Here is a 12,621-nt window from a genome sequence, read left to right as displayed (position 1 = left end):
TGATTTGTTGTGTGGTCTACGTTCAGTATTGTATATTGCTTTGATATTAAGTGATTTGTGAATAGTTCGGCTAAATATCCCTTTTTAAAGGTAAATTTGAAACATCATGGCGTATAAGTTTATTGATAATTATCGGGAAAGAGGTGCACGCAAGAAATTGGTTGAGCATCTAAAAGGAAGAGGTATTGAAGACCAAAAAGTATTGGAAGCCATTGGGAAGGTACCACGTCATTTCTTTTTTGATGAAACCTTTTGGAATCAGGCTTATCGCGATATTGCTTTTCCAATCGGTGACGGACAAACAATCTCCCAACCGTACACTGTCGCTTATCAATCCGAATTGCTCCACGTGAAAAAAGGGGATAAGGTACTGGAAATTGGAACAGGATCAGGGTATCAAACTTGTATTTTGCTTGAACTTGGTGCCGACGTATATACGATAGAACGCCAAGAGAACCTTTATCAACGAACAATTCAGGTATTACCCTATATGGGGTATAAGGCAAATTTCTTTTTGGGTGATGGCTCCAAAGGTATTGAAAAACATGCCCCCTACGATAAGATTATTGTAACTGCCGGGGCACCATTCGTTCCTGAAATCATGTTGAAGCAGTTAAAAATAGGTGGGATTTTTGTGATTCCGGTCGGGGATGAGAAGTCTCAGAAAATGATGACAATAATTCGCGTAGGTGAAAATGATTTTGATCGTATTGAATTGGACACTTTTCGTTTTGTGCCCTTGGTGGGTGATCAGGCCTGGTAATTCACATTGTCTCGAAAAAATTAAGAGTGCTTCGAACCATTATTCGCTGTTTTTGCAAGATAGGTAAATGAAAATATATTGTTTTCTATTTACTCTTGTGAATCCGCTCAATTTAAAAGTTGTAGTTTGTTACAATATGATTTTGGATAGGATGGATTTCGTCCAACTGATGGAATAAAAAATTATTTAAGAATGAATCCAATCACGACATTATACGATCAAAAGCATCAAGAAATTGCCTCCACGGTCTTAAAATTAAACAAGCAGGTGAATACCCTGAGTTTAACCCGGCTCTTTGTAATTCTTGGTGGGGGAGCCTTGCTATTTTATACTTTTCAGCTGGAAAGTCTTCCATTGGTTTTCTTTTGTTTCTTTGCTTTATTGTTCCTATTTGCGTATTTGGTACGCCGACAAAGCCAGTTGGAGCTTCAGAAGAACTATTTTGAAGCCTATCTGAAGGTGCTGGCCAATGAGCAAAACATCATTGATGGAAAAGCAAATATGTATGCTAATGGAGAGAACTTTGAGGATGGTAATCATCCTTATAGCTCAGATATGGACGTATTCGGCGTATATTCGTTATTTGCCCAATTGAATCGGTCAACAACAAAACAGGCGATTGATTTGCTGGCATCTTGGCTAAATGCACCCCTGGATAAAGAACAGATCCAGCGGAATCAGGAAGCGTCAAAGGAGTTGGAGAGTGAATCGGAATGGATATGGGATTTTCAGGCGAAACTACTAGCAAATCTTAATCATAAACTAGATATTAAGACTTTTTTGTCCAATTATTTTCAAGACGGAAATTTTAGTTTTGGAAACGCTTTCATGCGTATCTATGTCAAAGTGGGCCCGGTTTTATTTGTGCTAGCGCTTGTTGGAAGCTTTTTTATTTCCAAATTTGCAGCGGTTGCAACGATATTAGGTTTGTTTCATATTCTTTGGGCTTTCGCCAAAGCAGGTAGTGTTGGTTTATTTTCATCAAGAATAGACAAGATTGGTGGAATACTGGCTTCCTATGCCGATGCGATACAAGCTATAGAAAACCACGCATGGAAATCCGCCTCCTTACAAGAAATGGCTAATGAATTAAAGCAGGGAGGGCATGCTGAACCTATTTCAAAAGCATTTAAAAAATTAGCAGTTCTTATCAATAATCTGGATGCACGAAATAATGTGTTTGTTGGGATATTCCTGAATCTTTTTTTGCTGTGGGATTTTAGACAGGTACTGGCGATTATCGATTGGAAAAATAAGTATGAACAAGAGATCTTGAATTCGTTTGATACATTGGCAAAAGTTGAAGCTGTGAATAGTCTCGCAATTTGGAAAAGAAATCATCCGACTTATGTCTATCCGGTCATCTTGGTCAATCCAGATGAGGATAAGATTGAGGCGCAAGGTATTTATCATCCGCTTATTCCGAATGAATTAGTGGTTGCCAACGATTATACCAGCAACGATCATCGGGTTGCATTGGTAACAGGATCCAATATGGCTGGGAAAAGCACATTCTTACGTACAATTGGTATCAATGCAATTTTAGCTTATGCTGGAGCGAGTGTTGCCGCCTCATCATTTCAACTACCAATCTATAAACTTATATCCTATATGCGTATCAGAGACAATCTCAACGAAAGTACTTCCACTTTCAAGGCAGAACTCAATCGGATGAAATTTATACTGGATACTGTAGCTTCACATACGGATAGTTTTTTTCTGATTGATGAAATGTTACGCGGAACAAACTCGGTTGACAAATATTTGGGCTCACGCGCGATTATTAAGCAGTTGGTTCGCTTGAGTGGTAAAGGTATGGTGGCAACGCACGATCTGCAGCTGTCTAGTTTGGAACAGGAGTTTCCAAAAGATATCAAAAATTATCACTTCGATATTCAGGTTGATGAAGGGCAGATGCTGTTTGACTATAAACTGAAGACAGGGGAGTGTAAGATCTTCAATGCTTCTTTGTTGTTAAAGGGTATAGGAGTCGATATCGAGGAAAATATTGGATAAAAATGACTCAACTGTTTTTGGATAGCCTTACATTTGTGCTCTCTTGAATCCATTAAAAATAACAATAAATGACTTTACAAGAACGTATTGATTTATCAGAAACGCATGTATGTACAACAGTATTCCCGTTTTTGACAAATCATCACGATACCTTATTCGGCGGTAAGGCGATGTCTATTATGGACGAAGTGTCTTTTATGGCCGCAACAAGATTCTGTCGCAAAACGTTGGTGACAGTATCAACAGATCGTATTGATTTTAATAAAGCAATTCCTTCCGGAAGTATTATAGAGGCAGTTGCGCGTGTCCAAAATGTAGGGCGTACGAGCCTAAAAGTGAAAGTAGAAATATTTCTGGAGCATATGTATAAAGAAGGACGAGAACTTGCTATTGAAGGAGTCTTTACTTTTGTCGCTTTGGATGAAAACAAACAACCAATTCCTGTTTTGGAGGGTTTGGATATTGAATAATCAGCCTAATTTGATGGGGAAGAGCTGGCAGAGACTTAGAAAAACGGGTGGATTATTCCACCCGTTTTTGTGTTTATTCACTACGTTTGATCGGGCTAAGTTCTTTTAATTCTTCGTCTGTAAAGAGCCTGTAATGTACCTTAAAGGTTTTTCCAAGTGGTGTTTCCAACGAAAAACCACCCGGGCCAAAGCCCTCCAGTACATCAAGTGTGAAATGGGCATGTTTCCAATACTCAAACAGATCCCGGTCAACCCAAAACTCGTATCCTTCAACCAATCCGATCATGGCGTCATTCATGCGCGGAAAATACCCCCCTTTTTCAAAACATTGGGGCTGAGTCCCTTCACAGCAGCCTCCAGCCTGGTAAAACATCAATGCACCGTGTTGTGCTTCAAGGGTATGAATGAGATCTTTGGCTTTGTCTGTACTATCTATTCTGTTGACCATTGCTGAACGGATTGATAAATGAAGAATAATGCATTTCTTCATTGCGTTTTTAATTTACAGCGTATTAAAAGAAGCCCAGTTTTTCCTTGCTGTATGATATTAACATATTTTTTGCCTGACGATAATGCGCAAGCATCATCTTGTGATTTTCTCTACCAATTCCGGATTGTTTGTATCCTCCGAATGGAGCGCCAGCTGGATAAGAGTGATATTGATTAACCCAAACACGGCCTGCCTGGATGGCGCGTGGAACTTGATAAAGTTGATGCGCATCTCTGGTCCATACACCGGCGCCGAGACCATACATAGTGTCATTGGCAATAGTGATCGCTTCTTGTTCGTCTTTGAAAGTTGTTACAGCCAAGACCGGACCGAAAATCTCTTCTTGAAAGATCCGCATCTTATTATTTCCTTTGAATAGCGTTGGTTTGATGTAGTAACCTTCTTCAAAACCTACGCCGACATTATTTTCGTCTCCGCCAGTCAGCACTTCGGCTCCTTCTTGTTTGCCTAGTGTGATATAAGACATAATTTTGTCTTTTTGAATTTTTGAAGCTTGGGCCCCCATCATTGTTGTCGGATCCAATGGGTCCCCAACTTTGATCTGATTGACCCGATTGATGACTCTGGCAATAAATTTATCGTAGATATCCTCCTGTACTAATAAACGTGAAGGACAAGTGCATATTTCTCCTTGATTAAGGGCAAATAAAACGGCACCTTCGATTGCTTTGTCCAAGAATGCATCGTCAGCATCCATGACAGAACTGAAGAATATGTTGGGGGATTTTCCTCCCAATTCCAGTGTTACGGGTATAATATTTTCTGTAGCATATTGCATAACTAATCGCCCTGTTGCGGTTGATCCTGTAAAGGCTGCCTTCGCAACTTTAGGATTGGTTACTAAGGCCCGGCCTAGTTCCGAGCCAAACCCATTCACAATATTTATCACACCTGCCGGTATCAGATCGCCAATAATTTCCATCAAGACGAGAATTGACGCCGGTGTGCTTTCTGCTGGTTTTAAAACAACGGTATTTCCGGCAGCAAGCGCTGGAGCTAGTTTCCATACCGCCATTAAAATTGGGAAATTCCATGGAATGATCTGTGCAATAACGCCGATCGGTTCGTGTACAATCAAGGAAACGGTATTGCTGTCTAATTCAGTTATTGATCCTTCTTCGGCGCGGATTACTCCGGCAAAGTATCTAAAATGATCAATAGCAAGCGGGATATCTGCATTTAGCGTCTCGCGTACTGCTTTTCCGTTATCTATGGTTTCTACTGCAGCAATATATTCCAGATTAGCCTCGATGCGGTCTGCAATTTTATTGAGGATAATGCTGCGTTCGGTTGCTGATGTTTTCCCCCAGGTCTCAAAGGCTTTGGACGCGGTATCAACCGCCAGATCGAGATCTTCTTTCGTTGAATGTGCTACCTGGGTATATACTTTACCATCTACGGGCGAGATATTGTCAAAATATTTTCCTTGGATCGGGGCTACAAATTTACCGCCGATGTAATTGTCGTATCGTTCTTTGAACGATGGTCTTTTAATTGCGCTCATATGATTTATTATTACTTATTTTTAATCCCTTCTTATCAAAGTTAGCCAGCAATTATTCAATACCGTAGCATTATTGAGGCAAAGGGTAGCATCATTGTTGCAGTATAGTGTAGGGATATTATTCTGGGATAGCCCAAAACAAATGCTTGGATTTTTTTGTTATATTTGATTGATTTCCAATTATATTTAGTTGATGCGATATGAGAGATAGGACACTGATTCATACGTTACCATTTTCTCAGGGAAGGGAACTCAGTACGCTGGTGGAAAACCGACGCGCGTTTACATTGGATAGCCTAGAACTGAATATATATGAGACATACCGTGTTTCGGAGCATGTACCCCTACGGTTTGATGACCTGGTGATGATCAATATGATCCAGGGGAAGAAAATTATGCACTTGGATCATATGAAAGCTTTTGATTATCTGCCCGGGCAGATGATCGTATTACCGGCCATGGTCGGTATGCATATTGACTTTCCGGAAGCTACATTGGAGCGACCTACGCAGTGTTCGGCCCTCACCATCCGAAAGGAGAAAATAGAAGCTGTATTGGATTATTTAAATGAATTTTATCCAAAGGAACAGTTGGGCCGCTGGCATATTGATCCTGAGCTTTTTCATCTTTACAATTCGAACGAACTGGCCGAACTTGTTAATAAATTGTTTCAGATTATTATAAGTGAAAATCCGCTTAAAGATGTTTTGGCAGATCTGACATTTAAGGAGCTCACAATTCGATTGCTGCAGTCACAGTCTCTTATGGCATTGAAGGTGGGGAAATCGCCCAACAAAGTACTTGTTCATTTACAGGAGTTTATTCGTAGGAATATCACCGAGAAAATATCCATAGACTTATTGGAGAAGGTCGCTCATATGAGCAAGGCAAGTTTGACTCGAATGTTCAATCGAGAACTCGGGCTGAGCCCAATGGAATATGTGATTCAGCAACGTATTGGTAAAGCAAAGCAGCTTTTGCTCTTGACTCGAAATGTAAAGGAATCCTGTTTTGGGGCAGGCTTCAACGATGTTAATTATTTCGTTCGGCTGTTTAAAAATAGGGTGGGTATCACGCCAGGAGCATTCGTCCTGGCGCAAAGATGGCCTTAGAATTTCATGACGCGATCGAGCTCACGTTTGACATCTCTTTCCTTTATATTTTCCCGTTTATCAAAATCTTTTTTACCTTGTGCTAAAGCAATTTCAACTTTTGCAAATCCGCGTGAACTGATAAATATGCGCAATGGAACAATTGTAAAACCACGTTCCTCGCCTTTTTCTTTTAATTTTTTCAATTCTCTTTTTGTCAGCAAAAGCTGACGGTCGCGTTTTGCTTCGTGGTTATAAAATGAGCCCATGGAATATTCGGCAATATGCATATTACGAATGTAAAGGCCGTCGTTAAAGAAACTGCAGAAACTATCGTTGATATTTGCTTTTCCCTCACGTATTGATTTTATTTCTGTGCCTAGTAGTCGAATTCCAGCGACGTATTTGTCCAGTAGATGATACTCAAAAGAAGCTTTTTTATTTTTTATATTGATATCTGAAGATAAAGCCATATATTGTTGTATATTAGTAAGTCTATACCATTGCTAGTGCAATGAACCTAAATGTAACTAATTATAGGATAATTTATAGTTCGCAAATATAATTATTAAAATTGTCTTATTTTATAGTAGAATTGTGTGGGGAGATGTTAGCGGAGTATTAAAATAAAATTAACTGTTTTGGGCGATGTGTTAAAAATATGACTAAATTTAAGTGAAAGTCAGATTATGTTTTCGTATGTTTGCAACGTTTTTTGGAATTATTGTGAATATATACAACGTAGAATTTTAGCTTACATTGTGGGTAGAACAGATTTTTATTCGAAGACAGAGTTTTTTATATAAAAGTCCAATTCGAGAATTTTGTTTGTTACAATAACATCTAAAAGTTAGAAATAGTTTTAGAAATACCTTTTTATCGCATGAGTAAAGGAAAGTTAGGCGAAAAAATATCGCAATTTAAGATTGTAGAGGAGTTAAAAGCTAAAGGCTTATATGCCTATTTTAGACCTATTCAATCAAAGCAAGATACCGAGGTAAAAATCGATGGTAGACGTGTATTGATGTTCGGTTCTAACTCTTATTTAGGGTTAACGACTGATATACGTATTATAAAAGCAGCGCAAGATGCTTTGGAAAAATATGGTACTGGATGTGCTGGATCGCGTTTCTTAAACGGTACGTTGGATATTCACGTAGAACTGGAAGAAAAACTATCTGCTTATGTGGGTAAAGAGGCCGCGATTCTATTTAGTACAGGTTTCCAATCAAATCTTGGACCATTGTCTTGTCTGATGGGACGTAATGATTATATTTTGCTTGATGAACGTGATCATGCGTCAATTATTGATGGTAGCCGTTTGTCATTTGCAAAAGTGATCAAATACGGTCACAATAATATGGACGATTTACGTGCTAAATTATCTAGATTACCTGAAGAAAGCGCAAAATTAATTTGTACTGACGGTATCTTTAGTATGGAAGGTGATATTGTTAACTTACCGGAGCTTACTACAATAGCTAATGAGTTTGATGCTGCTGTTATGGTAGATGATGCACATAGCTTAGGTGTTATTGGGCACAAAGGGGCTGGTACAGCCTCACATTTTGGACTTAATGACGATGTAGATTTGATCATGGGTACTTTTAGTAAATCATTAGCTTCTTTAGGTGGATTCGTAGCGGGTGATGCTGATGTGATTGATTTCTTGAAACACAATGCACGTTCGGTAATGTTTAGTGCGTCAATGACGCCAGCATCTGTTGCTTCTACACTGAAGGCGTTAGAGATTATTCAAAATGAACCTGAACACATCGAAAAATTGTGGAAAAATACAGATTATGCCAAAGCACAATTATTAGATCATGGCTTTGATCTAGGTGCTACGGAAAGTCCTATTTTGCCTATATTTATCCGTAGCAATGAAAAAACGTTCTGGGTAACTAAAATGCTCCAAGATGATGGTGTATTCGTTAATCCAGTTGTTTCTCCGGCAGTTCCTGCGGAAGAGTCTTTGATCCGTTTTTCATTGATGGCGACACATACTTATGACCAAATCGATGAAGCAATTGAGAAGATGGTTAAAGTATTCAAACAAGCTGAAGTTGAAACATTAATATAAAATCTAATCGTATGATTCAGATTGTACCCGTTGAAACAAAGAAACAAAGACGGCTGTTTATAGATTTCCCTCATAGTCTCTATGAGGGAAATCCTAATTATGTACCTGCCTTATTTCTTGAACAAAACGATTTGCTTTCCCCTGACAAGCATCCCTTTTATAAACATTCCCAAGCACAACCTTTTCTAGCTTATCGTAACGATAAGATTGTCGGTCGTATATGTGCCATCTGGAACAACAACCATAATGCCTTTAATCATGTCAATGAAGGACAGTGGGGTTTTTTCGATTGTATAGATGATCAAGAAGTCGCAAACGCGTTATTTGAAACTGCAGAAAAATGGGTTAAAGCTAAAGGAGGGGATACGATCGTTGGGCCGATCAATTTATCGACCAATGATACCGTTGGTTTATTGGTTGACGGTTTTGATAAGCCTCCAGTGGCCATGATGCCCTACAATTCACCTTATTACATCGACTTGATTACCAATTCAGGCTATGGACATAAAGTGGATTTGAGAGCTTATTTGGTTATGGAAAAGTCTGCGGATAAGCGTTCTGTATTGCTTTTGGATAGGCTGGAAGAGCGTTTGAAAAGATCTGGCATTACATTGCGTCAATTCAATGTGAAGGATTTTAAAAACGAGGCAGCAAAAGTTCGTGACATTTATAATAGAGCATGGGATAAAAATTCGGGTTTTGTTCCGATGACAGAGGATGAATTTAATTATACGGCCAAAGATTTAAAAATGATTCTCGATCCACGTTTTGCTATCGTTGCGGAGAAAGATGGTGAGCTTGTTGGCTTTGGTCTAGGGATACCAGATATCAATCAGATCCTTATCAAAGTGAAGCGAGGACGTCTACTTCCTACAGGTATTTTTAAATTGTTATTTGGCAAGAAAAAAATCAACTTGCTTCGTGTACTCATGTTAGGGGTATTGGAAGACTACCGTAAGCTTGGTATTGAAGCATGTTTGTATGGCCGAATTATAAAAGAATCAAAAGATTCTAATATTAAGGGGGCCGAATGTTCATGGATGTTGGAGCATAATTACATGATGAACCACGCTATTGAACAAATGAATGGAGAATTGTACAAACGTTATCGTTTGTATCAAAAATCATTATGATAGAAAAAGTATTAATCACCGGAGCGAGTGGTTTTGTAGGCTATCATTTGACAAGAGCGGCAAAGGAAGCAGGGATGGAAGTTCATGCTGCCGTTAGAAAGTCGAGTGATGTTTCAGAAATTCGTTCTGTTGTGGATAAATTTGTTTATCCTGATTTCACTGATGAAGCTTCCATCAAAGCTTTATTAGAATCGGAAAACTACACCTACGTCGTACATGCGGCGGCAATGACGCGCGCCAAACGCGAAGAAGATCTCGAAAAGGTCAATGTTGGTTATACCAAAAACCTGGCGTCGGCTTGTTTTTCATTGGAAAACCCAATCCGCAGATTTGTATTTGTAAGTAGTCTTGCAGCGATAGGACCTGTTCCTTATGCATCCAATTTAATTGATGAACGCAATCCCTATTGTCCAGTTACAGCTTATGGTCGAAGCAAAAGGAAGGCGGAACTCGCATTGAGTGAGTTTGAGGGTCAACCAGTGACAATTTTACGGCCTACAGCGGTATATGGTCCCAGAGAGAAAGATATTTTTATTCTTTTCAAGACAATGAACGGTGGAATGGATGCTTATGTTGGAAGATCTCCTCAGAAACTTAGCTTTATTTATGTGACAGATTTAGTTCAAGCGATTTTAAATGCCTGTCGTTCCGATCAAGGAGGGAAAAGAGTATACAATCTGAGTGATGGTCAGGTCTATGACAGATATGAAATGGCAAAATTTTTCAAAGAGTTCACGCAAAAGAAAATGATCCGAATACATATTCCATTAGGGGTCGTAAAAGCGGTAGCAGTAATCTTTGAACGTGTATATAAAAATTCAAAAACAATACCTGTACTATATCCAGAGCGATTGAATGAACTTACAGCTGAAAACTGGGGCTGTGATATCTCGGCGGCTCAACGTCAGCTACAATACCAACCTAAATATGATTTGAAGAAAGGCTTAATGGAGGCATTGGCTTGGTATAAAGAAAATAAATGGCTATAATCGCAGATAATGAGTGAGTTAAAAATAAATAAAAAACTTTTTCAGGATAGAAAGAGAACAAATATCTTAAGTGAACCCGAACAAAAGTTGATTACATACCTTGTACCTAGGGTTCCTAATTGGATTACTTCGGATGGCCTTACAGCGATCGGTTTTTTTGGCTCGTTAATGGTTTTAGGGAGCTTTATACTTGCAGAATACGTGGATATTCGCTATTTACTTCTGGGTATACCCGGTTTTTTCGTTCAATGGTTTGGTGATTCATTAGATGGGCGTATAGCTTTTTATCGGAATAAATCGCGCCGTTGGTATGGATTTGCGTTGGATATCGTAATGGATTGGATTAGTACAGTCTTTATCGGATTAGGGTATGTGCTTTATACGACTGGTGACTATAAGTATCTGGGCTTTACTTTGGTCTCGTTATATGGATGGGCAATGATTATATCACAACTTAGGTATAGGATTACAGATAAATATACGATAGATGCCGGGATACTCGGTCCAACAGAAATACGTGTCATTATCGCTTTAGTGATGTTATTAGAGGTTTTCGTGCCTGGTTCTATTAATTGGTGTGTATTCGTCATTTGCATTTTACTTTTTATTATCAATGCAAATGATACGCGTCTTTTGTTGAAATTGGGCGATGCAAAGGATAAGGAAGACAAATTAAAAAAGCAGCAAGAGGAGGTGGAATAAATATGTCTTCAAAGGTGATTACTTTTTTAAAAGCACAACTTTCCGCCTTTTTAGGCGGATTGTTTGATTTTGGGGTGTATTCTGCCTGTTATAAATTGCTGCATATTAGCGCTCCTTTTTCTAATGCAATCAGTGGCAGTCTAGGTGCTGTCGTAAATTTCTTGATCAATCGGTATTGGTCTTTTGGTAGCACGCAAAATTCTGTAGGTAGCCAGTTATGGAAGTTTGTGATTGTTGTCTGTGGTAGTATTCTGCTTAAATCTACTGGCATTCACTTCCTGGTGGATGTATATCATTTCAATTTTTTGTTTTCGAAGTTACTTGTCGAGTTGCTTGTTTCTCTAGGCTTTAATTATACGCTTCAGCGTTTTTGGGTTTTTAAAGGTGAAGGGAAGTGATTTTTTCTCCTTTCTTGTCGATTAGACAATATAGTTCAGCCTAATGCTGTTTTTTTGCATAACTTTTTTTCGAACACCTAATCCTTTTTTTAATTTTAAGTTCTTGAAATTGTAATCCCTTGTTGATAACTCCTGGTTATTTGTGGTGGGGTTCAATGTTTGTTTTTATTTCCGACCTCCGCTTTTTTAGATTTTCATTGATCAACACACTGTGAACAGCTATATTCTTTTCCGTAAAGCTAAGGCCATTTGGTCATCTTATTACTTGCTGCTATATTGATTAACTATGAAGTTAGAGCTAGCTTAGATTTAGGTTAGCATATAGTTAGGTTTAGTTTAGCTAAAACCTAAACAAAACCTAAGTAATACCTAAACTAAACCTAAACAAACCCTAACTAAACTCTGGATTTGTCCTTACCCTGAGCTCCCCTGTTTTCGGGCTGTTTTTCTATGGTGGTGGGTTTTTTTTGCTGCGGTTTTTAGGCCTGTCTATCCGCCGCCTGTCCGTTATCCCGACTTGGAGACCGTCCCATCGGATTTTTTTCTGGGCCGGGCGACTGTTTTTCAGGGGTTCGCTGAGATGTCCATTCTCCGGTTCTGATTCCCGCTGCCCATGCACTTTTCTCCCTTCACTGTTTTTTTGCGTATAGCTGGCCTTGCTGCGACTTTTTCGTCGCATTCCCCGGTTCTGCGCTGCTGTGGCGTAAGTCTAGCCCATAGGCAATCCGACCTTTCTACTGCGTATCCGCTGCGGTTCCACCATCCCCTTGCGCCGCCTTTCCACAGCGTTTCCCCAGTCTCGGCGCTGTTTCCCTGCGTCCGATCTGGCCATAACCGTCGTTTTTTGTCCCCCGGAGCCCTCCGGGATCCTGTTTCACAAAAAGAATCCGCCAAGTTCACAGCGAGTTAGCGGCAAAATGAAATAAATAAGAACAAAAGGCTTGGAAGTGATTATAAAAAC

General features: G+C 39.3%; 13 protein-coding genes. 9 read left to right on the top strand and 4 right to left on the bottom strand.

Annotated features, from left to right (window positions below; translation table 11 throughout):
* Positions 1-106: 106 nt before the first annotated feature.
* The 3 genes from ABFX33_RS20590 to ABFX33_RS20580 all read left to right on the top strand — a co-directional run bounded on the left by ABFX33_RS20590 (position 107) and on the right by ABFX33_RS20580 (position 3,249).
* Positions 107-763 carry a protein-L-isoaspartate(D-aspartate) O-methyltransferase gene (locus ABFX33_RS20590; RefSeq protein WP_120260051.1) on the top strand — a complete coding sequence of 219 codons (657 nt, stop codon included), beginning with the start codon at positions 107-109 and terminating at the stop codon, positions 761-763.
* Positions 764-955: 192 nt separating this feature from the next.
* Positions 956-2,779 (top strand): MutS-related protein, encoded by a 1,824-nt coding sequence (locus ABFX33_RS20585; RefSeq protein ID WP_346087943.1) that lies wholly within the window; start codon positions 956-958, stop codon positions 2,777-2,779.
* 68 nt (positions 2,780-2,847) lie between these two features.
* Positions 2,848-3,249, top strand: coding sequence for an acyl-CoA thioesterase (locus tag ABFX33_RS20580; protein WP_257087367.1), 402 nt, complete (start codon positions 2,848-2,850; stop codon positions 3,247-3,249).
* A 73-nt stretch (positions 3,250-3,322) separates the two neighbouring features.
* On the opposite strand, the gene ABFX33_RS20575 is transcribed toward ABFX33_RS20580, so the two are convergent.
* Both ABFX33_RS20575 and ABFX33_RS20570 read right to left on the bottom strand, forming a co-directional pair.
* Positions 3,323-3,739 carry a DUF779 domain-containing protein gene (locus ABFX33_RS20575; protein WP_346087941.1) on the bottom strand — a complete coding sequence of 139 codons (417 nt, stop codon included), beginning with the start codon at positions 3,737-3,739 and terminating at the stop codon, positions 3,323-3,325.
* 22 nt (positions 3,740-3,761) lie between these two features.
* A complete protein-coding gene (locus ABFX33_RS20570; protein ID WP_346087940.1) occupies positions 3,762-5,264 on the bottom strand; it encodes an aldehyde dehydrogenase family protein in 1,503 nt (500 codons plus the stop codon).
* A gap of 200 nt (positions 5,265-5,464) precedes the next feature.
* Between ABFX33_RS20570 and ABFX33_RS20565 the strand changes: the two genes are divergently transcribed.
* Positions 5,465-6,376 carry an AraC family transcriptional regulator gene (locus ABFX33_RS20565; RefSeq protein WP_346087939.1) on the top strand — a complete coding sequence of 304 codons (912 nt, stop codon included), beginning with the start codon at positions 5,465-5,467 and terminating at the stop codon, positions 6,374-6,376.
* On the opposite strand, the gene smpB is transcribed toward ABFX33_RS20565, so the two are convergent.
* On the bottom strand, positions 6,373-6,828 hold the full coding sequence (gene smpB, locus ABFX33_RS20560; RefSeq protein ID WP_223582125.1) for an SsrA-binding protein SmpB: 456 nt from the start codon (positions 6,826-6,828) through the stop codon (positions 6,373-6,375). The two genes, ABFX33_RS20565 and smpB, sit on opposite strands and share 4 nt — an antisense overlap.
* A gap of 410 nt (positions 6,829-7,238) precedes the next feature.
* On the opposite strand from smpB, the gene spt reads away from it, so the two are divergent.
* Genes spt through ABFX33_RS20535 form a run of 5 tightly spaced genes read left to right on the top strand, consistent with a single transcriptional unit; the run spans position 7,239 to position 11,660 of the window.
* Entirely contained in the window at positions 7,239-8,438 is a 1,200-nt protein-coding gene (spt, locus tag ABFX33_RS20555; protein ID WP_108635089.1) for a serine palmitoyltransferase, read from the top strand.
* Between the two features lie 11 nt (positions 8,439-8,449).
* Entirely contained in the window at positions 8,450-9,571 is a 1,122-nt protein-coding gene (locus ABFX33_RS20550; protein WP_346087937.1) for a hypothetical protein, read from the top strand.
* The gene (locus ABFX33_RS20545) at positions 9,568-10,560 is read left to right on the top strand and encodes an NAD-dependent epimerase/dehydratase family protein (RefSeq protein ID WP_346087936.1); all 993 of its coding nucleotides are present in this window, start codon (positions 9,568-9,570) and stop codon (positions 10,558-10,560) included. The genes ABFX33_RS20550 and ABFX33_RS20545 overlap by 4 nt, the downstream gene beginning before the upstream one ends.
* A gap of 9 nt (positions 10,561-10,569) precedes the next feature.
* Positions 10,570-11,262 (top strand): CDP-alcohol phosphatidyltransferase family protein, encoded by a 693-nt coding sequence (locus tag ABFX33_RS20540; RefSeq protein ID WP_346087935.1) that lies wholly within the window; start codon positions 10,570-10,572, stop codon positions 11,260-11,262.
* 2 nt (positions 11,263-11,264) lie between these two features.
* Positions 11,265-11,660 carry a GtrA family protein gene (locus tag ABFX33_RS20535; protein WP_346087933.1) on the top strand — a complete coding sequence of 132 codons (396 nt, stop codon included), beginning with the start codon at positions 11,265-11,267 and terminating at the stop codon, positions 11,658-11,660.
* A gap of 734 nt (positions 11,661-12,394) precedes the next feature.
* Here the strand turns inward: ABFX33_RS20535 and ABFX33_RS20530 are convergent.
* Positions 12,395-12,538, bottom strand: a complete 144-nt coding sequence (locus ABFX33_RS20530; protein ID WP_346087931.1) for a hypothetical protein — start codon at positions 12,536-12,538, stop codon at positions 12,395-12,397.
* Between the last annotated feature and the right edge of the window lie 83 nt (positions 12,539-12,621).

It is taken from the genome of Sphingobacterium ginsenosidimutans (assembly GCF_039536865.1).
GTDB classification, from domain to species: domain Bacteria; phylum Bacteroidota; class Bacteroidia; order Sphingobacteriales; family Sphingobacteriaceae; genus Sphingobacterium; species Sphingobacterium detergens.
Note: the sequence above shows the minus strand (reverse complement) of the source record. Positions and strands in the feature narration are given on the sequence as shown.

What these genes read in the sequence shown, in the direction of transcription:
- ABFX33_RS20565 (WP_346087939.1), top strand. Translation starts at nt 5,465, where the DNA reads ATGAGAGATAGGACACTGATTCATACGTTACCATTTTCTCAGGGAAGG.
- ABFX33_RS20540 (WP_346087935.1), top strand. Translation starts at nt 10,570, where the DNA reads ATGAGTGAGTTAAAAATAAATAAAAAACTTTTTCAGGATAGAAAGAGA.
- ABFX33_RS20590 (WP_120260051.1), top strand. Translation starts at nt 107, where the DNA reads ATGGCGTATAAGTTTATTGATAATTATCGGGAAAGAGGTGCACGCAAG.
- smpB (WP_223582125.1), bottom strand. Translation starts at nt 6,828, where the DNA reads ATGGCTTTATCTTCAGATATCAATATAAAAAATAAAAAAGCTTCTTTT.
- ABFX33_RS20550 (WP_346087937.1), top strand. Translation starts at nt 8,450, where the DNA reads ATGATTCAGATTGTACCCGTTGAAACAAAGAAACAAAGACGGCTGTTT.
- ABFX33_RS20545 (WP_346087936.1), top strand. Translation starts at nt 9,568, where the DNA reads ATGATAGAAAAAGTATTAATCACCGGAGCGAGTGGTTTTGTAGGCTAT.
- ABFX33_RS20585 (WP_346087943.1), top strand. Translation starts at nt 956, where the DNA reads ATGAATCCAATCACGACATTATACGATCAAAAGCATCAAGAAATTGCC.
- ABFX33_RS20575 (WP_346087941.1), bottom strand. Translation starts at nt 3,739, where the DNA reads ATGAAGAAATGCATTATTCTTCATTTATCAATCCGTTCAGCAATGGTC.
- spt (WP_108635089.1), top strand. Translation starts at nt 7,239, where the DNA reads ATGAGTAAAGGAAAGTTAGGCGAAAAAATATCGCAATTTAAGATTGTA.
- ABFX33_RS20570 (WP_346087940.1), bottom strand. Translation starts at nt 5,264, where the DNA reads ATGAGCGCAATTAAAAGACCATCGTTCAAAGAACGATACGACAATTAC.
- ABFX33_RS20535 (WP_346087933.1), top strand. Translation starts at nt 11,265, where the DNA reads ATGTCTTCAAAGGTGATTACTTTTTTAAAAGCACAACTTTCCGCCTTT.
- ABFX33_RS20580 (WP_257087367.1), top strand. Translation starts at nt 2,848, where the DNA reads ATGACTTTACAAGAACGTATTGATTTATCAGAAACGCATGTATGTACA.